Here is a 19979-nt window from a genome sequence, read left to right on the forward strand (position 1 = left end):
ATGAAGACATCAAATCAGTGTTTGAGGAAGAGGAATATCTGTATGATAACAAATCTCATATCTATATTGCAAGGGATGCCTTTGGGAATATAATTGGCTGCATTAGGAGTTTTCATTGGGATAAACACAAGATTCTTCCTATCGAAAAAATATATGGGATAAACCCACTAAATGCTATTCATCAGGAAAGTAAATATAGTTTTTGGCATATCGGACGCTTTGCCGTTGCAAAGGATTCGGGAATATCTACATTGACATTGTTCAAGCGATTAATGGCATTGGCAGTAAAGCCGATAGTTGAGGACAACCATAGTATTTACAACCGATTATTACTCAATATTTTATAGATAATAAGTCAGAAATATGGTTGTTATTTTTAATTGCACATTCTAAAAGGTGAAGATTTAACGCTTTTATTGATTATTAACTCAAAAAGGACATCAACTTGGGTCGTTTCTTCTCTTTTCCTTGCTATTCGTTTCCGATATTCCACTTTTGTTTTGGTCTATCTCATATGTACTGCAAAGGTATTGATTTTTGTTTGATATTGCTCCTTGCTTGCTCCTTGTCGTAGATTAATTTTCACACAGGAATTTTTGTTCTCTTTCTATAGGGGCTTGAAACAATCCATTTATTGGAAACAATTAAAGACGGAGCTGGTTTGCCCCAGTGCTTTTTAAGAAACAGGGCAATTATTTTATCTCCACAAAGGCTCTTGTTCCCAATTATGAGGAAAGCCTAATAAACGAGTTCTTACTGATGGGTATTTCGATAAAAGCTGCTTGAAATCTGCAACAAAAGTGTTGCCCATAGAAATGGAGTTAAGCCAATACACCACATAGCAGAGTTGCGGATAAAGTGTTTGTTCACGGAACGAGAAATCCGTAATCCATGTGTTTGGCATACGCATAGGCATCATTGGCTTGACAGGAAAGACCCGATTTGACAGTCTTGAATGATGGGCGCAGCAATTACGAAGTACGGGTCTGGGTACGGATTAAAAGGCTAAGTGATTATTTCCAGTCATTTAGCCTTTTTAATTATCTAATTTTTCCCCACATTTTCCCCACAGCTGTCTATTTATATATTTTAGAAACATATTTTTCCGTAAAGTTATGTACCTTTGTCGGCAAATAAAGATATTCTCGTCAAACAAATATAAATAATATAAACATGGAAAAAAACAGAAAAAAACAAATCGTAGTTTTGAGTATAGCTTTAGTTTGCATTTTCATCTTGGTATTTTCATTGTTCCATAAATCAGCGACAAAAGATAGCGCAAATCCTCCTTTAACAAATGTTTTGACTGATAGCATTTCTCAAATTGTCTCAGCTTGTCCTGGCGAAATTGGTGTGGCGGTTATTGTTAATAACAGAGATACGGTTAAGGTCAATAATAAGAGTGTTTATCCTATGATGAGTGTGTTTAAGGTTCATCAGGCATTAGCTCTTTGTAATGACTTTGACAATAAAGGAATTTCACTTGATACCTTAGTAAATATAAATAGGGATAAACTTGACCCAAAGACTTGGAGTCCTATGCTGAAAGATTATTCAGGGCCAGTCATATCATTGACAGTGAGAGATTTGCTGCGTTATACTCTTACTCAGAGTGACAACAATGCAAGCAACCTTATGTTTAAGGATATGGTTAATGTCGCTCAAACAGATAGTTTTATAGCCACACTCATTCCTCGTTCAAGTTTTCAGATAGCTTATACGGAAGAGGAAATGTCGGCTGACCATAACAAGGCTTACTCTAACTATACATCTCCTCTTGGTGCTGCAATGTTGATGAATCGTTTGTTTACTGAAGGTCTTATCGATGATGAGAAACAAAGTTTCATTAAGAATACGTTAAAAGAATGCAAAACAGGTGTAGATAGGATAGCAGCTCCACTTCTTGATAAAGAAGGGGTTGTTATAGCGCATAAGACAGGTTCAGGTTATGTTAATGAAAATGGTGTTCTTGCAGCTCACAATGATGTTGCCTATATATGTCTGCCTAATAATATCAGTTATACCTTAGCGGTATTTGTTAAGGATTTCAAGGGAAATGAATCACAAGCGTCACAATATGTTGCGCATATATCAGCTGTAGTATATTCTTTATTAATGCAAACTTCAGTAAAATCTTAAACTGCACTTGCTTTGATAATTAATGATAAACAATCTAAAAGCACTCTAATCGTTATCGGAGTGCTTTTAGATTACTAATCAAATTGCTTCTATTATAATTTGAATCCTCTACTTTTTCTTTCTTCCTGTTGCGGCACTCTTGCTCCATATCTAAGCCTGTGCCATTGCTCCCTGAACCAGTCGGCAATCGGCTTCCTGTTTATTGTCAGGTTCAGCCTGCTTTCATCGTCAGGGTCATTTTCCACCCTTAAAATATCATCCTTTATATCAAAGTTCCGCCTGTGTTGCTCGGAATAGATTTTACCGCTACATTTCAGGGCTTCTTTTTTGACTATAAGACTTTCAGTCATTTCTTTAGAGAATCCCAGCATGGCACAAAACTTTTCCATGCGCAGCATTTCCCTGAACATCGGAAACCACCTGAAAGCCTTGTCTATGATTCTGGCGAGCCGTGACAGTTCTTTTTCTTTCATGTCAAGTTCCTGCCTGTGCATTTCTCTGAGATTGTGGATTTGCGTATCATGCTGTTTCTGCATCTGCTGTACTTGGCTCTGCAATTTTTCAATATTGGTGTTCCGTTTTGAAACCTCGTCTTGCAGTTTTTCGTTGGCACGTTCCAGTTCTTTCAGTTTTCCACTCCCGAAAAGAGAAGCAACTCCACTAGTTATGGCTGTCGCTGCCGTGGTGGCTGTCTTCTTTAACTTGTCAGTGCGTATTTCTGATTTCACCTGTTTCAGTTCCTGCTCGGCAAGATTTATCTGTTCTTCTTTGTGCCGTTTGGCTGCATCCATGCGTTGCAGTTCAGCTTTCTGCTTCTCAATGATAAAGTCGTTCCGTTCCAGATGCTCCTTACCAGTGACAGCCTTTGACTGCCCGCGTTCCATCAGCAGGATGTCGGATGCAAGGGTCTGCATCTGCATCATGTCATCGTCATTGAGCTTTCGGCTCTTTCCTGTTTCGTGGTTCATCCAGTCGAAAACGATATGGGCATGATAGTTCGGCTTGAACCATCTGTCCCCGACTTTGAAGCTTTCCCTGTCTTCCGCTTCCGGCTGACCGTTCAGCCAATGCCCTTCATCCTTGTGCAGGAAGATTTGCAGCGGTGTGATTCCCCAGCGTCTTTGACACTCCTCACCGAATTTACGCACGTCTGCCAGTGTGGTGTCCGACCTGACAAGCAGCACTCCTTCACGTATGGGGGAGCATCCCGCAATCTTGACTATTTTACCGTTCTTGCCTTTGCGTTCACGCTCCTTTTCCTGCATGGCACGTCCGGTCTTTTCCTTTACCATCTGTCTGATATTGTCATAATGCATCCGCAAATCCGGACTGCCGAAGTCGGGATTTATCCACTGTTCGTTATCGGTGGATAGTTCAGGAACGACATAGATTCTGGACTCTCCGATGTGGCGCATGTATTCGGCAGTCCTCCTGTTGTGAGCCTCGCTCGATGCGATGTTGCAGGGCTTGATATGTATGCTTGATTTTGTTGCCATAGATACTTGTTTTTTGGTTTGTACTTTATTGTTTGCTTTTCCGCTGTCCGTAAACGCATGGGGTTCTTAGGGGTGCAACCCATAAGCGGAGATTGCAAAGAGAGGGTCACTCTTTGCTCTGGGTTCTCAGGGGAGAAACGCCCTGAGTGGGTCATTAGGGTAAAACCCTAATCCCCTCGGGAGAGCCCACAACTACGTAAGCGGAGCGTGTAGTTATAGTGGGCTATATCAATGGCAAGCCATTGTCTGCAAACTCCAGCCTACGGCTTCCGCTCTCCTCCGTCAGGGAGGTTTTTCATCATCGTTGCCGATTGGAGATGCACCGACCAGCACAAGGTCTAAATCGTCTATCAGTTTTTGCAGGACGGGATTCTTCTCTATCATCCGCTGGAGGATTCTCTCAGCCTCGACCAAGTGGTTGGCTGTACTCATCACCTTGCCCTCCCGTATCTGAAAGATAATCCAATCGGCTATGTCGATATGGGCTTCTTTTTGTTTCGGGGTGGCATTCCTTTCGATGATGTCCGAAACCACCACCTTACAAAAGTACATGCTCTCGGCTCGCTGTTTCCACTCGGCATAAGCATCGGCATCGGGAAAGAGAAGCACGGTTCGCCCTGACAGTACACGGAGTTTCTCTTCTCTCATCTGACTCTTACCACCCGTAGCCAGCCATACATAATCGGGGAAGATAGCAGAACCGATAACGGCACTCTTCTCGGATTCCACCAAGACCACCACCTTGTCGGGATGCGTTTTCAACAAGTGTTCCCCGAAAAGGCATTGGGATAGTTGCCAATCCTCTGCCAACACACGCTGCTTTTTCAATATGCTGTGTATCCAGTTCACTGCCGATGTCTGTCCTCCCTTGATACGGTGTCCGTCTTCGGGATTGTACTGCATCACCTTTCCCGTGCGTACCTTGCCCGTCCTGTCTATCTGCCAAAAGATAACAGAGCCGTCACGGGTAGCCCCCAAACGGTATTCCTCCAACAACCGCTTCAACACCTCTTTCGCCTTGTCGCCATAGTAGGAAGTAAGGAGTGTGAAGAGGAAACGGAAGAAATTGCTACGCTCGCTTTGCGACTTCTCCACATAGTGAGGGGGAATATAGCCGATGGCTGTCGGCTTACTTTGCTGCTTCACTTTCTTCTGCTCTGCTCTTTGCCTGTCAAAAGAGAAATCATTGGTAGTTCTGTGTTCAGGATGCTCTTGAAAATACTCTTTCGGAGTGTAGTGATACCCACAACCGCTTTCGTGGTTACATCTGCCGACCGATGGATGCAACGGCACATTATTTTCGTCCACGTAATAGACGAAAGAATGCCTGTCTCCGCATTTGGGGCAGGTATGCCGTGTTGCCGTTCCTTTATACTTCTGTAATGAATAATTGCCCATAGCTTAGTCCGTTTTTGATGGTTGATTGTCGGCTGTCCCATCCTGTCCCATTGTCCCACACTCTAAGGGTTGGGACAGTGGGACACTTGGGACACCTGCGTTTTTACTCTCTTTGCTGCGCTGGATGATACGGTTTACGGTGGACTTGCCACAATTCACCTGTGAGGCTATCTCCCTGACGGACTTGCCCGATTGGGAGAGTTGCAGAATTTGGCAATCCCTTTGGCTTGATTCATTGTCGCCCAATTTTTTCAAGTGTTCCTTTTCCGTGGAATAGCCCCTGAACACGAACTGCAAGAAAGCATCCACCTTGTCAATCTCGTAAACGATTACATTATCCGCATCATGAGAGAACGTGCCATAGCGCACTTTAAGCTGCTTCACATAGCGAAGCCCTCCGTCTTGGGCACTTTTTCCAATGGTGAACACGCTGTCAAAGAAATTGTAGAGCCGTTTGCTTCCGGCAAGGTCGTTGGATGTGATGGGACAATCCAAAGAGCGTTTGGGCGTATGTGCTAGGACAAGGATAGAGAGCGCATATCTCTTTTTGAGATTGTTCAGCTGAATCATCAGCCGTCCTGCGGCATCGCCTTTCTCCATGGCGCAACACAGGTAGGTAAGATTGTCAATGATGAAAATCTTGCAGTCGGTCTGCACAGCCATCTGTTCAATGCCGCCTATGATAGCTTCCTCAAAGTTGGCATCCAAAAGCTGGTTGCAGTCAATAGACACCCGATAGAGTTTGTCGGGAAAGGTGTAGAGCTCTCCATGCTCGTTGGTATAGCGGAGCTGGAACTGCTTTTCGGACAGTTCAAAGTCCAGATACAGCACATTGTCGGTTCGGGCGATGCGGTCGGCTATCTGCACGGCAAGGATGGACTTGCCCACGTTGGAATCGGCAAACAAGCAGGAGAGTTCCCCCTCGTACCAAAAGCTGTCCCACAGCGCACGGGGCGTAGGCAATAACGATGCTTCAAGAATGGTTTGGTTTGCCGTCTTGATATTCATCATGCCTACACTGTCGGGCATACCGTTATGCGCTTGGGATGCTTTTGTGAGGTCGCCACGTATCAGGTTGATATAGTTCTTATCCTCTTCCATATCATTCACCAGTTACGTGGGTTGGGCTTGCGACGGTGGGAAGAGGATAAGGACTTGTTCAGTTCCTCGTCTGACAACGGTATGGGATTCTTTCGGGCGGTTTCCAGCCACTTGTCCAGTTCGTCACGGTAAAGGCAATAGCGTTTGCCGGGCTTGGTGGCAGGGATTGTCCCTTCTGACAGTTTCATGTAGAGCGTACCCTTAGGGATACCTAAATACTCTGCTGCCTCGTCCACAGACATGGGCACGTGGGTGTCCACCGTTTTGGCATTGTTCACACTGCGCTGCTCGGCGAGCAGGCTTTTCAGGCTCATCACTTCGTCTCGAAGCTGAGCGACAACCTCGGGGAGGTCGTTGAAGGTAAGAATTGATTTTTCCATTCGCGTACTCGTCTCTTTTGTAAGACTTGGCGCAAAGGACTGAAATGATATATCCGTGAATATCTCCACGACACGTCATTGCAAAATAATTCCCGAATAATTAAGCCCAGCCATAAATGACGGGTAAAATTACTCGGGAAACGATGTAAAACAGGCGGTTATGAGTTACCGGATGGTTGTCGTTGGTGTCGTGATTATCCTAATTCCGCACATAATCCTCGGGATAGTGGAAATCAAGTTTGCCGTTTTCGGGTTCATCAATGGGAATTTCCGTCTTTAACGGCTCTACCTTGAAATTCTTGATGGTTGATAAGTCTGTATCAGCAAACGATTTCGGGAAAAGGGCTTTGATGAACTTGGCACGGTTATCCCCATTGTAGTATCTCTTGTACAGGAAACGCTCAGAGATATTCCATACGAAGTGACGGAGTGGAATGTTGTTGATGTCTTTGGTAAACGGTCTTTGTATGGGCTTCGGGGTATAAGTGTTAAGATTCATCCATTTGTCCACCTCAGTACAGATGTGGTTCACGGTTTCTTGGTCGGCAATGCGAGGCAGGTAATAATGGCAATACTCCATGACCATGCGGATGCGCTCTTCCTTTTCCCGTTGCTCTCTGCTTGCGTAATTGGCACGGTTCTTTTCGTGAAGATCCGGGGCGATAGTAAGCTCTATCGGTTGTGTTTGGATAAGTGTCTCTTCTTTTGTCGGGGATGATTCGGGTACAGGCTCAGGGACTGATGTAGGTCCAGGCACAGATGTGGCTTCTTCAAGTGTATTTTGTGACAGTTCTTCCTGCACCTCTATGGCTTCGGCAATCGTTTCTTTCTTGCCGAACTTGATTTTGTAGATTTCGTATGTATCAAAGATAAGTGTCTGAAAGGAGAGATAGAGCAACCATCCCAACAGGTTACAGCATACGAATACTATCCACCTGACAAAGTTGTCTTGGTTGAAGCTGTCCGCTATTACCAGCGTGGCAATGGAAGATATTAGGACGATGGCGAAGCCGACAAAGCCCAAGATGATGTATTTGTCCTTGATTGATGATTCCATATTTCGTTGAGAGATTGAATGTTCCTGTATTATTTTGTGCAAAGTTAATGCTATTTTTCCCAATTACTGCCCGTTATTTGCGGTTAGAACGGTCTTTTTCAATGTATTTCACGAAATGTCATCATATCATACTCTGTTTCATACTCTGAGGGGCTTATAAATGGTGGCATCAAGCCAAAAACATAGAGGGGCGATTATAGCCTTGTAGCCATAACCGCCCCTCTGAATACCTGTCAATGTGAGACATTTATGCCTCCTTGCGCTTCAAGGTTATCTTGTCCACCACCTGACACATCTGCTGCGCTGCTATCTTGGAATAGATTTGTGTGGTGGTAATGTTCTTATATCCGAGATAGGCTTGGATGACAGCCATGTCCGTTCCCATTTCCACGTGCAGGCTTCCGAAGCTGTGGCGGGTACAGTGAAAGGTGATTTTCTTGGTTATCCCTGCTGCCGTGAGCCACCGTTGGAGTGGTCCTTGCAGCATCTTGTCCTTGAAATCCTCAAAGATAAGTCCCTCGCCCCGTTCTCCCAGCAGTCCATAGGCTTCATCACTGATGGGGTTATGCACTATTTCTTTGGTTTTCTGCATACGGGTGGTAACGAACATCCTGCCGTTGGTGTATGGTTGTATCTGCTGCCACGTGAGCTGTCTGATGTCGCTCTTTCTCAGTCCCGTAAGACAGGCGAAAAGAAAAGCTTTTTTCAAGACCTCCTCCTCACAGGGTGTTTCGGCAAGCCGTATCAGTTCCTCTTGGCTCAAATGCTCCCTGATGGTGGGAATGCACTCGATGCGGTCTAAGAAGCCGTTTGGGTTCTCCTTTATCTTCCTGTCACGGTAAGCGGTGTGCAGCACGGCACGGAAAGTTGACCAATAGCCTGCTGCGGAGTTGATGTGCAGCTTTTGGTTGGTGTGGATGGATTGGGGTGCATCAAGCAGGTATTCCATGAACTTGCGGCACAAATCCACATCCACCTCCTCAAAGGTGCATTTGCCGTTCACGAACCGCTGGAAATGCTTGTATACGTGCTGCCACTTGATATTCTTGCGGTCAGCCAGTCCTTTGAAATAGGCAAGGAAATCGCCCTTCATCTTGGTCTTGTCAAAAAAGCCGTTGTTTTCATTGAAAATGGCTTCGTAGCGCTGGTTGCGCAGGATGACCGCTTTCTTCATCATGCGTGCGTTGAAGTCCCGTTCCTGCTGGTTTGCAGGTTTGGCGAAGATGTAAATTCCTAAGGCTTCACGTGTAATCACTCTCATGGTGACATTGTCACGGTAGCCGGGATAGTAGTCAAGGCATAGTGAATACTGTGTCCCGTTCTTAATCTTGCGCTTACGCAAGGTAACTGTTTTGCATTTACTCATAATAATTATGTTTTAATTGGTTGTATACATTTTGGAGTTGTATCCATGTTTCCGATGGCAAAGGAACAACGTGAAATATCCGTGAATACCTCCACGATACATCATTTTGAAATAATTTTCGATAATCCCGATTTTTCACGGTTATTTGTTCCTTTCAGCCATGACACGCTCCACATCTGAGCGCAAAAGCAGGTTTTTCACACCCACCTTTATCTTTTCGATGTGCTTCACCTTGACGATATGGCAGATGTTGGCTGACGAAAGACCATAGATTTGCTGCACCTGCTCAACGGTATAGTAGCGTTCATCGTTCACAAGGTCAGTTCTGCGGAGTTCGTTCAAATGTGATTTGGAGTAATAGATACGCCCGTACTCTCTTTTAGTGGGTATCTTATGGCGATAGGTGTAGGCACGGAGTGCGGTCGGCTTCATGCCGAACAGTTCCTCCACCTCCTCGGTCAGTAGCCAGTCGGTAATTTCGCTAATATCAACTGCCACACCGAAAAACTCGTCAATATGCTTCTTGCTGTAATAGTTCTTTCCTGCGATACGGCAGATGGGGATATGGTTACGCTTGGCGGAAGTGTAAAGCCATGACTGCTTTACCTTAAAAAGGGACATCACCTCCTCGCCCGAATAGAAGTCCAACACTTCTTCGCTTTCCTTTTCCCTTTTTTCTCTTTTGGCAGGTAAGGAAGATGAAGATGATTTCCTTGGTGTGGAGGTGTTGCCGGGCAGGATGCGGTGATAGGGATTGCCCTCCAACATCTGCTCGATGTCGGCTCTGCGGATGAATGCCATGCGGTTGCTGATGCGTGAGGCTTTCAGCTTGCCGATGGCTACAAGTTTGTAAATGTACTGTCGGGAACAGCCCATGAGGATGGCTGCTTTGGAAAAGGTGAGATACTCCTGATGCTGTATCTCCATCAAGGGTTGGGCGACTTTGAAGAGGTTGTTCTTCTGCATCACTCTGGCTCGTTTGGCTTCTGCCTGACAAGCCTCACTGCAATATCTTTGCATACCGCTTCGGGTTACAAAGGACTTGCCGCAAAAACTGCATTTTCTGGTTGCTTTCATACCGTTTTATCGTTTAATGGTTCATTTCTTCAATCCTATATCTCTGAAATGGTAAACGGATGTGAACGGAAGTCAACCATTGTCGCTTTTCTACACAGTGTGACTGTTTCCGCATATCGGGGCGGTTATTGTCGCTTGTCGTAAACGGTTGTAAACCCTTGTCAACTGTCTGCACGGTGTGACAAAAAACAAGCCCCGCAAATTCTCCACGTCAGAAATACGTCTCAAAAATATGTGGAAATTTGGGAAGCGACAAATGGCAACCGAAAAGTGTTAAATTTTAGAATATGCTGGTAATTAAAGATTTACACTCGGATATTTCTGATTAGTTTTGGTTGTTCTATGGTTATAAATACAAGTACAGCTATATGATTGCAGAGATTGACAGCAAACTACTGAAAGTAATGAAGGTTTTAGGATTTGGCACTCGCCAAATCGGAAAATCCATCGATTACCTGACATCAGAAACCGTCCCCGTATGTTCCAGTAAAAGAGGTATCAATGGCTTCTTTTCCAAATATGGTGAACTTTGCAAGGCAGCATGATTACACTTTTGTGTAATATTTCAGACAACAAATTCAGAATTACACAAAAGTGTAACGATATAATTTGGAGATACAAATATATTTGCAACAGAAATAATCAAGTCGACAAGATTATAAAACAGACCTCACTGTTCAAAGGAAGCAATGCCGGAAGCTAAAAGATGGCAAAAAAATATTATTATTAATGAGTAAAATTAAATTCAGAGAACTCGTTAGTCCTAATGATGTTCTCACAGATGGCTTAAGCGACATACATGGTGGTGGCTTTTGGAAGGATTTGTTAGATTCGTTACATCTATGTGGAAGTGGATGCTCTACAGGAGAAAGAAAACCCACAACAACAAAAGGCAATACCACAGATAACTCATCTCAAGAACAAAGTTCTGAAATAAAATCTTAAAAAAATGAGAATAAATGAAATTGTAGCTCCTAAGGATAAGCTAGACGAATCCTTAGAAATGATTAAAGGTGGAACGTCGTCAGAACTACGTTTCTGTATTAAAGGTTGTCACACTGGTGGACTAAAGCCCAAGCCAAATACATCTACTACATCAACAGAAACTACATCTAAAGATGAAACAGCTAACATTCGTGTTAGCGATAGTAATCTACAGTAAATTTTCTATTATTATGTTTATTGCGAATAGGAGATTTTTCTCCTATTCGCTACATAAATAAAAAAAGTATGAAATGGTCACAGTTTAATTTTTTATTCCACTCTGATAAGATTGGATATTGCTTGCATAATACAAGGATGCTTTCTTTAATAAACTTGGATAAAGAATCCTATGAAACTTTGTGCTTAGTAGAAAAACATCCAGATAGGGCGGAAGCACTTCTTGACGAAGATACATATAAGTATTTTGTAAAGAATAAAGTTCTCGTCAAAGAATATGAAGATAAAGATTATATTAATAAGCTGTCATATACTAAACGCTATGCATGTGCAGAAGAGAGTAAATTAGGTATTGTCTTATGTCCAACATTGGGTTGTAATTTTGCTTGCCCATATTGTTATGATGATAAATTGTCTTCCAAACCTATGTCTGTAGAAACCCAAATGAAGGTAATAGACTTTATCAATATGTATAAAGATAAGAAAAAAGGGTTTACTTTAAACTGGCATGGCGGTGAACCTTTATCTTCATTTAAAACCATCAAGCAATTTTATGACTTGGTAGAGAAATACGCCGAACTTCCACTGCTCCATTCTTCTATGGTTTCAAATGGATACTTATTAAATCAAGAAATTTGTGAATATCTTGAGTCTAAAAAACTTAATTATTTACAGATAACAATTGATGGTAATAAGGTTACGCATAATAAAACACGTATACTAAGAAATGGTGAAGGCACTTTTGATCAGATTATCCACAATATAGACATTGCTGTAGAATATATGCCAAATTGTACTATTGGTGTTCGAACCAATATCGGTATCCACAATAAATATGAATATTCAAAAATCTATAAGATTCTTTCAGAGAGATGGAAAAACAAGAATGTTAATGTGTATTACGCCTTTATTCTTAATAATTCCATAAAAGAGAAGATAGACAACTCTTCTGTTGAACTATCAACAAGGGAAAAATGTGATTTTTTACTTTCGCTAGCAAAAGAAGGAGCAATTTCGTCTTCAAACCTCTTTCCAAAAGTGGATTGTAATTCTTGCACATGCACAGATATGGCTGCATACGTTATTGACCCTAATGGATATATTTATAAATGCTGGGCTGATGTAGGTATAAAAGGACGAGCGATAGGAAATTTAGATGAAGGATTGAAAAATTTCGACATCATCTCAGAGTTTGTTTTAGGCAGTGATAAATTCTCAGACCCTAAGTGTAGTAACTGTAAGTATATACCTATTTGCGACGGAGGCTGTAACTTATATAGGATTAAATCAAAGAAAACTGACAGTCCTTATGAAGTATGCCAATACGATGATCAAGGTATGCAAGCTTTTTTAGAAGAATTTACATTAAACAATATTAAGCTATGAATAGAATTATCACACTCTTAGTACTATGCTTCTCAGTGTTTCAACTTTGTGCTCAAAACATCAAGGGACAAGTTGTGGATGAGTTGCAACAACCATTGCCTTGTGCTAATGTGTTATTACTTAACCAGAAAGATTCTGCCTTGATAAAAGGAACAGTTGCTAACGCTCAAGGGTGTTTTGACTTATCAGCTCCCGAGGTATCCTATATGATAAAAATATCTTTTATTGGTTACGAACCTTGCTATCTAAATAATGTACAAGGAAATATAGGAATGGTACAGTTGAAGCCTAACTCTACTGACCTTGCTGGGATAGTAGTAAAAGGAAAGCGCCCAACCGTAAAAGTGGAACTGAACAAAATTGAGGTAAATGTTTCTAATTCCTATTTGAAATATATGGGAAAGGCTACTACCATTCTTGGGAAGATACCTGGGTTAACAAAAGATTTGCAATTACTTGAAGGCGGAACTCCTACATTTGTCCTTAATGGTAAGCCTGTTGGTGTCAAAGAACTCTCAACAATACCATCGTCTGAAATAAAAAAGATTGTGGTCAATTCGAATCCTAACGCAGAATATAGTGCCTCGTGTAAGGGTGTGGTGTATATCACAACCACCAACGCATTAGAAAATACGCTGTCTACAGAAATCTCTAATGCTTCACTATTTGCACGAAACTATATGAATATTGCTGATTTCACGCTCAATGAAAAATATAAGCGTCTTAGCAATTTACTTTCTGTCGGTTTCTCATATCTGCACACCACTCAGATAGATAATACTACAGAGAGCGTGTTTTTACCCACAAATAATATATATAGCACCAAAGAACGCCATACCCACGGACGCGGTCGCACGCTAAATTGGTTTTATGCTATGAATTGGGAACTTTCTGATAAACAGTCGTGGGGACTTCAATATTCTGGTAATATAGGAAACTCTCATACTACTGAGCCTACGTTGCAAAAAATGAATGCAATATCTATGGATTACATACAAAATAAGCGTGATGTATCATCTATTCACAATATAGGTGTTAACTATAAGTACGCATTCAGTAAAGCAAGCTCGCTTAGATTTATTGCAGATTACGCCCACTATAAATCAGAAGGAAATGGCTTCGCTAACGCTATCCCAGAGGTAACAACAAGTAGTTATGGAAGATATGATGTGGCAGGTGCCAAACTAACGTATAGTACTAATGCTAAATGGGGAAACTTTAGTACTGGAGTCTTTACTTCTGCTATGATGAATAACGGAGGCTATTCATACAATAGTGAAGAAGAGGATTATAAGACACAGGAAATGCTATATGGTGCGTTTGCCTCATACTCTAAGCAGATAAAGAAGTTTTTCGTTCAGCTAGGTTTACGGGTAGAAGCTGACAAACGACGTCTAGAATCACAGGAAAAAGGAGTGTTTGTAGATGATACTGAATGGAAAGTATTTCCTAATTTAGTAGTGAATAGAGAATTAACAGAAAAGTCATCTATAGGTTTGTCAATAGGGCAGAATATAAGCCGACCTACTTATAGCAATTTAAATCCATCTATCGATTATTACGATGCCATTTCTTATAGAGTGGGCAACCCACAGCTACGTCCAAGCATCACTAACAATATCAAATTAACTTATAATATTGGCAATTTGATGACATCTGTGGCTTATAATTATGACAAAGACAAAATAATAGAGTTGCCATTTTGGAAAGACAATGGTATCGGTAATAAAAATATTGAATGGCGATCTGTTAATTTTGATAAATCATCTGCAATTATTGCTACAGCTGTTTATTCTTATAACTTAGGATCAATACAAGGAGATGCTAGTTTTTATTTCTCCAAACCATTTATGAAGGCTACCTTTTTAGGTGAGGAGCGCACATGGAACAAGCCTTATTACGATGTGACTTTGTCGGCTCAATATCCTGTAAGTAAGACTTCGCTTTTAGCTCTCGAAGGCTCTTTTGCTAGTGCATATTCTGGAATGTTGACTAACCATCGTAGCTCTTGGACATTAAATCTTACCTATATGCAACAGCTATGGAAGGAAAAACTAACACTGCTTGTTGTTGCAAATGATATTTTCCATACAGACAAAAGTAATACATGGGATATGGAGTATAATAATATTCGCACTACGATGGATAGCAACTTCGATACTCAATATTTAATGGTTAAGCTAAGTTACAACTTTGGAAAATTAAAATTAGATAAAACAAAGAGATCTGCATCTAAGGATATTATAGACAGGTTGTGATTATAAAAATAAAAATGAGAAAAAACTTCCCTTTCGTTTTACAACATGACTCTATGCAGTGTGGCGTAGCATGCTTAGCAATGATATGTTCTTACTTTAAAAAGGATAAAAGTATGAACTATCTATCAGAACAATGCTTTGCAACTACAGAAGGTGTTTCGCTACTTGCTATTGACAAAGTTGCTTCGCAGTTGGGATTAGAAACTATAAGTGGAAGGGTTTCTGTTAATATCATCTGCAACCTTGAAAATCCCTGCATTCTCCATTGGAATCAAAACCATTTTGTTGTACTGTATAAGGTCAAGAAAGGAAAGACCTTCTACATCGCTGACCCAGGCAAAGGACTTGTAAAATATAACTTTGAGGAGTTTAAAAAGCATTGGATTAGTACACAATCGGACGGTGAGGAAAAGGGGATTGCAATGTTCTTAGAACCCACCCCTGCCTTTTATGAAAAACAGATAGACGAACAGCCAACGGAGGAACGCTCGTTTAAGTTCCTCTTTGGCTATATCAAGAAATATCGCAAGTACTTCGGACAGATTGTCTTAGGTTTGCTCGTAGGCAGTTTGTTACAGCTTATTCTGCCTTTCCTCACCCAGTCTATCGTGGATGTGGGCATCAAAAACCAGAATATCGGTTTTATATGGCTGATACTCTTAGGACAACTGATGCTTACGGTTAGCCGTACTGCCATCGACTTTATCCGTCGTTGGCTGCTGTTGCATATTTCGCTGCGCATAAACATTTCGTTGGTAAGCGACTTTTTCATCAAACTTTTGAAGCTGCCAATGTCGTTCTTCGATACTAAACTAATGGGCGACCTTATGCAGCGTATGGGCGACCACAACCGTGTAAACTCGTTTCTGACACAGCAAACGCTCAGCATCGTGTTCTCGCTCTTCACCTTTAGCGTGTTCAGCATTGTGCTGCTATCCTATAATTGGCTTGTCTTTACAATCTTTATGCTCGGCAGTCTGATTTATGGCGGTTGGCTTGCGCTCTTCCTCAGGCGCAGAAAAGTACTTGACTACGAACTCTTTGAGCAACAAGCCATCAACAACAATAAAACCTACGAGTTTATCACCTCCATGCAGGAAATAAAACTGCAAGACTGTGAACAGCGCAGACGCTGGGAATGGGAGGACGTGCAGGCAGATTTATTCAACGTACAGATGAAATCGCTAAAGCTCCAACAAACGCAGGAGGCGGGCAGCATCTTCATCAACGAACTAAAGAACATTGTCATCACGGTAGTGGCAGCCACAGCCGTCATTCACGGACAGCTCACACTGGGTATGATGCTTGCCGTGCAGTATATCATTGGGCAACTCAACTCACCTGTCGAGCAGTTGATGAGTTTCTTCTATTCTGTGCAAGACGTGAGGATTAGTCTTGAACGTATAAACGAAATACATCGTATGAACGATGAGAACGGAAAGCAAGGATTAGAAACTTCAGTAACTGACGAAACTAAGGGTATAGACATGGAAAACATAAACTTTAAATACGACCCACACGCATTGAAAACGATCATTGACGATGTAAGCCTCACTATCCCCAAAGGTAAGGTAACTGCCATTGTGGGTGCTTCGGGCAGCGGAAAGACAACCCTTATTAAACTGATGTTGGGCTATTATCCCGTATTGGGAGGTCAAATAACTATTGGCGGAAGTGATGTGAATACACTCAACAAGAAATGGTGGCGCAGACAGTGTGGCGTGGTTATGCAGGACGGTGTTATCTTCTCCGAGTCGATAGCTCGCAACATTGCCGTAGATGATGGGGAAATTGATAAGGAGCGATTGCAGAAAGCTGCCGAGATAGCTTGCATCAATGATTATGTAATGGGGCTACCGTTAAAGTATAATACCAAGATTGGGCGTGATGGTGTGGGCTTGAGCCAAGGACAGAAGCAACGTATCCTGATAGCCAGAGCAGTGTATAAGAATCCTGACTATATCTTCCTTGATGAAGCCACCAACTCGCTCGACGCCAACAATGAACGTATGATTGTGGAGCATCTTGATGAGTTTTACAAGGGCAAGACAGTGGTTATCGTGGCACATCGTCTAAGCACTGTAAAGAATGCCGACCAGATAGTGGTGTTAGATAAAGGTAAGGTGGTAGAGATAGGCAACCACGAGGAACTTACACAGAAACGTGGCGCATACTACAACCTTGTAAAGAATCAATTGGAATTGGGCAACTAACAGCAGAAAGGAATATTATGGCAGACGACAAAATAGAACTTCGCAGCGAGAAGGTAAGGCATATTATTGGCGAGATACCATCAAGGATTGTTCGTTATGGTATCACGATTATTACCATTGTGATATTGGGACTGCTGACAGGTGCATACTTTATCCCCTATCCAGAAACCATCAGTGCAAAGGTACAGATGACAAATACCCATCAAGGCACACTAATCATTCCTTACAGGTATGTCAATACGATAGAAAACGGAATGACAACTAACATTGAGTTTGATGGTTATGATGCAGAAACCTACGGAGTAGCTGGTGGCACAATAGTAGCCACATCACATACTCCCCACCATTTGGCAGAAGACAGTGTGTTCACGGCGCAAGTAAAGATAACGGATTGCAAGTATCAACTCATAGGCGGAATGACAGGTACAGCAACCATACTTGTCAGCAATGAAAGCGTACTACAAATGATTATCAGGCGAATAACAAACATAATATAGTTCTCTCTTAAATCACGTAAGTAGGATAAGGCGATGAAAGGAAAAGGTAAAACGTAGTTACGAAGTAGTATAAGCCAATTATATACACTACTACAAGCTAATCCTTTTTCTTTCATCGCTTTACTCCTTTTGTAGTTATGTAGTAGGATAGTATCGGTGAAAGAAAAAGGATAGATATAATTTAATGCTGCGTTTCTCCAAAAAGGAATATCGATGTTATGGTTGCGGACGGTCGCTGTAACTCATGGATGATATACTTTCTGAAGAAGTGGGCTTCTGTGCTATCCAAGTGGAAAGACAGGGCAATGATAATTGGGAGCGGGTAAAGCGGTGCATAACCTGTCAACTCCTTATCTCTGACTATTACCCTCTCACCTGCACTCCTTTCATCAGGGTGCAGGTTGGGATTGCGGATTATCTCTTGAAGTCTATTATTGAGCTTCCTCCACGTTACACCGAAGAACCTCGCAATTTCGCCCTCCGTCATGGCAATTTCTCCATTTTCTTTGCGAACGACTTGCATATTACAGCCCCATTCATAATAACTGCGCTCTTTGCATTGATGGAATTTTACTTCTATCTGTGGTTTGTTCTTTGTATTCATGCCGTTTCCTCCATGCTTTTGTTTCTGCCTGTGTTGGCAATAGCCATTGCCCCTATGGTAATAGCTTCCGTTTCCATTGTATCGTTTTCTTTGTTCTTCTCCTGATGTTTGGCGGTTTCTAACCATTGCAGTGACCAAATGCACAAGTTTGTTCTTGACATTGTTCAGTGCAACTTGCTTCTTTTTTCCGCGTTCCACGAGGCGCATATAGTACCTCGCCATAACGGGATTGAATTTGACGGCAGCCAGTGCAGCTTGTGTCAGCATGGCCTTTATCTGGCGGTTCGCCATATAATGTATATGCGGATCAGAATGCACACTGGTGCCAGAGTCTTTTCCGAATGGGGCTAAGCCGTAATAGCAGGCAATCTTGCGCGAGTCGTAGTTGAAACGACGGAAGTTGTCTGTATACACCATCAGACAGACAGCGTTCTGCGTTCCTATGCCAGGCACCGAGGTCACGATTGTGAACACCTCGGTGAGTTCTTCGTCCGACTTAATGAGCTCGGCGATTCGCTTGTCTATCTTCTCAACTTCCTTATTGAGTTCTGACACGATATGCCTTCCGCTCTGCGAGATCATTGTCTTGATAGGCGATTTCTCCATGGTGAGCTTCTTCTCGCCTCTACGCACCTGAAAGCTGCATCTATGGCGTACCACCATTTGACGATACAGAAACAGCTCTCGTAGTTGTGCAAGTGACTCGCTAAGTGGCTTGTACATAACGGCTTTGTCGTGATTTCTCATAGCGTATTGTGCAATCATCGAGGCGTCGGCGCGATCAGACTTCAATCGTCTGAGACCTGATGCGTCCTTGATGCTCTTGGCGTTCTCAAGCCACATGTCGTAGCCTTTGCCGTAGAGGAAGTTGAAAACTTGCAGAAGTCATCTCCCATACAAAATATTTCAGTAACTTTGCTTTCGGTGATCACCAAATTTATAGGCACTTATAATTCGCCGAACTCATGTTATAATAATGATTTACACAATCATATGAAATGGGCTGCAATTATAGTATTATCCTTAACAATATTAATGCGATACATCATAAAATTATGCAAGTGGGTTGCACAAATAAATCAAAATGAATTATGGAAGATAAAACAAAACAAGTTATAGCTCATACTATATATACTATATGTAAGATATTGGCAAGAGAATTTAGGTTGGCATTAAAGCCTTTAGGGATAGGAATTTTTATATTTGCAATCTTTCTTACAGTAGCAGAATGGAGTGATGTGATATTTGGTCATAACTGGAAAGAACCGTTTAATACACTTGGTATTATTGGTTTCTTTCTTCCAATGATAGTTAAATATTATAAGAGAATTCAAGCATGGGTTTTAAAATGGAAATGATGTAATCTTAAAGACATATTTAGCGTTTACTGAATAATTTATAACTCTCTGATATTTAAGTTTATATAACTTTATTTCTTCGTTTGTTTAACTAGAAAATCGTACCTTTATATAGTTAAATCCATAGCAAGATGAAGTTTTACGCTCCAAAATACAAGCAACTTGACCTCGGTTTGCTCCGCTCATCCCTTGATGAGTTGGACAAGACAAACCGATGGGTGGCTCTCGGTGACCTTCTTCCATGGACAGAACTTGAGAAGGAATACAACTCAAGGTTGGGCAATCAGAAGAAAGGTGCAGGGAACAAGCCGGCACGCATAATTCTCGGCGCAATGATTATCACAATAGTTCGTTAAAATTTGAGATAATTGCTACGCAGCTTTCCTCTGCCAGCCAAAGAGTTCTTTGATAGTAAGTAAGTGAGCAAAATTAGTTTACATAAAATATTTATTGTATTTTTCCGTTTTATATGCAATGGGAAAGCCAAA

Annotated in this window: 18 protein-coding genes and 5 pseudogenes; 11 read left to right on the forward strand and 12 right to left on the reverse strand. The window is 41.8% G+C overall.

Features of this window, described 5'->3' with window-relative positions; genetic code table 11:
• Window positions 1–314: pseudogene (locus AC1DCD_RS09010) on the forward strand (hypothetical protein); the annotation flags it as partial.
• Window positions 315–697: 383 nt separating this feature from the next.
• Here AC1DCD_RS09010 and AC1DCD_RS09015 read toward each other — a convergent pair.
• Window positions 698–919 carry an Abi family protein gene (locus AC1DCD_RS09015; protein WP_004356044.1) on the reverse strand — a complete coding sequence of 74 codons (222 nt, stop codon included), beginning with the start codon at window positions 917–919 and terminating at the stop codon, window positions 698–700.
• 254 nt (window positions 920–1173) lie between these two features.
• Between AC1DCD_RS09015 and AC1DCD_RS09020 the strand changes: the two genes are divergently transcribed.
• Complete coding sequence (locus AC1DCD_RS09020) at window positions 1174–2139, forward strand: CfxA family broad-spectrum class A beta-lactamase (protein WP_004339683.1); 966 nt, start codon at window positions 1174–1176, stop codon at window positions 2137–2139.
• 92 nt (window positions 2140–2231) lie between these two features.
• Here AC1DCD_RS09020 and AC1DCD_RS09025 read toward each other — a convergent pair whose 3' ends face one another.
• The 7 genes from AC1DCD_RS09025 to tnpA form a co-directional block, all read right to left on the reverse strand.
• Complete coding sequence (locus tag AC1DCD_RS09025; RefSeq protein ID WP_004292734.1) at window positions 2232–3635, reverse strand: hypothetical protein; 1404 nt, start codon at window positions 3633–3635, stop codon at window positions 2232–2234.
• A 282-nt stretch (window positions 3636–3917) separates the two neighbouring features.
• Window positions 3918–5033 (reverse strand): DUF6371 domain-containing protein, encoded by a 1116-nt coding sequence (locus AC1DCD_RS09030; protein WP_004292742.1) that lies wholly within the window; start codon window positions 5031–5033, stop codon window positions 3918–3920.
• A 3-nt stretch (window positions 5034–5036) separates the two neighbouring features.
• Complete coding sequence (locus tag AC1DCD_RS09035) at window positions 5037–6134, reverse strand: AAA family ATPase (RefSeq protein ID WP_004348225.1); 1098 nt, start codon at window positions 6132–6134, stop codon at window positions 5037–5039.
• 5 nt (window positions 6135–6139) lie between these two features.
• Complete coding sequence (locus AC1DCD_RS09040) at window positions 6140–6514, reverse strand: excisionase family DNA-binding protein (RefSeq protein ID WP_004338328.1); 375 nt, start codon at window positions 6512–6514, stop codon at window positions 6140–6142.
• Window positions 6515–6713: 199 nt separating this feature from the next.
• Window positions 6714–7571 carry a transposon Tn4555 protein TnpC gene (gene tnpC, locus AC1DCD_RS09045; RefSeq protein WP_004339687.1) on the reverse strand — a complete coding sequence of 286 codons (858 nt, stop codon included), beginning with the start codon at window positions 7569–7571 and terminating at the stop codon, window positions 6714–6716.
• Between the two features lie 247 nt (window positions 7572–7818).
• Window positions 7819–8937, reverse strand: a complete 1119-nt coding sequence (locus AC1DCD_RS09050; RefSeq protein ID WP_464641211.1) for a tyrosine-type recombinase/integrase — start codon at window positions 8935–8937, stop codon at window positions 7819–7821.
• A gap of 141 nt (window positions 8938–9078) precedes the next feature.
• Window positions 9079–10014 carry a transposon Tn4555 protein TnpA gene (tnpA, locus tag AC1DCD_RS09055; protein ID WP_353586121.1) on the reverse strand — a complete coding sequence of 312 codons (936 nt, stop codon included), beginning with the start codon at window positions 10012–10014 and terminating at the stop codon, window positions 9079–9081.
• 356 nt (window positions 10015–10370) lie between these two features.
• On the opposite strand from tnpA, the pseudogene AC1DCD_RS09060 reads away from it, so the two are divergent.
• The 7 genes and pseudogenes from AC1DCD_RS09060 to AC1DCD_RS09090 form a co-directional block, all read left to right on the forward strand.
• A pseudogene (locus tag AC1DCD_RS09060) lies at window positions 10371–10559 on the forward strand (hypothetical protein); the annotation flags it as partial.
• A 184-nt stretch (window positions 10560–10743) separates the two neighbouring features.
• Window positions 10744–10959, forward strand: a complete 216-nt coding sequence (locus tag AC1DCD_RS09065) for a hypothetical protein (RefSeq protein ID WP_008449078.1) — start codon at window positions 10744–10746, stop codon at window positions 10957–10959.
• A gap of 4 nt (window positions 10960–10963) precedes the next feature.
• A complete protein-coding gene (locus AC1DCD_RS09070) occupies window positions 10964–11176 on the forward strand; it encodes a hypothetical protein (RefSeq protein ID WP_036857015.1) in 213 nt (70 codons plus the stop codon).
• 68 nt (window positions 11177–11244) lie between these two features.
• Window positions 11245–12561, forward strand: coding sequence for a radical SAM protein (locus AC1DCD_RS09075; RefSeq protein ID WP_464641214.1), 1317 nt, complete (start codon window positions 11245–11247; stop codon window positions 12559–12561).
• Window positions 12558–14819, forward strand: a complete 2262-nt coding sequence (locus AC1DCD_RS09080) for an outer membrane beta-barrel family protein (protein ID WP_464641216.1) — start codon at window positions 12558–12560, stop codon at window positions 14817–14819. The genes AC1DCD_RS09075 and AC1DCD_RS09080 overlap by 4 nt, the downstream gene beginning before the upstream one ends.
• 14 nt (window positions 14820–14833) lie before the next feature.
• Window positions 14834–17032, forward strand: coding sequence for a peptidase domain-containing ABC transporter (locus AC1DCD_RS09085; protein ID WP_464641218.1), 2199 nt, complete (start codon window positions 14834–14836; stop codon window positions 17030–17032).
• A 17-nt stretch (window positions 17033–17049) separates the two neighbouring features.
• Entirely contained in the window at window positions 17050–17529 is a 480-nt protein-coding gene (locus AC1DCD_RS09090) for an HlyD family secretion protein (RefSeq protein ID WP_464641220.1), read from the forward strand.
• A 181-nt stretch (window positions 17530–17710) separates the two neighbouring features.
• Here AC1DCD_RS09090 and AC1DCD_RS09095 read toward each other — a convergent pair whose 3' ends face one another.
• The 4 genes and pseudogenes from AC1DCD_RS09095 to AC1DCD_RS09110 form a co-directional block, all read right to left on the reverse strand.
• Window positions 17711–18133: a hypothetical protein gene (locus AC1DCD_RS09095; RefSeq protein WP_036866097.1), complete on the reverse strand. Its 423-nt coding sequence runs from the start codon at window positions 18131–18133 to the stop codon at window positions 17711–17713.
• A pseudogene (locus AC1DCD_RS09100) lies at window positions 18130–18246 on the reverse strand (tyrosine-type recombinase/integrase); the annotation flags it as partial. The pseudogene AC1DCD_RS09100 and the gene AC1DCD_RS09095, both read right to left, overlap by 4 nt.
• 106 nt (window positions 18247–18352) lie before the next feature.
• Window positions 18353–18976, reverse strand: a pseudogene (locus AC1DCD_RS09105) (transposase); the annotation flags it as partial.
• A gap of 2 nt (window positions 18977–18978) precedes the next feature.
• Window positions 18979–19065: pseudogene (locus AC1DCD_RS09110) on the reverse strand (transposase); the annotation flags it as partial.
• A gap of 159 nt (window positions 19066–19224) precedes the next feature.
• Here AC1DCD_RS09110 and AC1DCD_RS09115 point away from each other — a divergent pair.
• Window positions 19225–19491: a hypothetical protein gene (locus tag AC1DCD_RS09115; RefSeq protein WP_353586126.1), complete on the forward strand. Its 267-nt coding sequence runs from the start codon at window positions 19225–19227 to the stop codon at window positions 19489–19491.
• A 218-nt stretch (window positions 19492–19709) separates the two neighbouring features.
• Window positions 19710–19847: a hypothetical protein gene (locus tag AC1DCD_RS09120; protein ID WP_464641222.1), complete on the forward strand. Its 138-nt coding sequence runs from the start codon at window positions 19710–19712 to the stop codon at window positions 19845–19847.
• The last annotated feature ends 132 nt before the right edge of the window (window positions 19848–19979 follow it).

The organism is Prevotella sp. C0209C1 (genome assembly GCF_056583855.1).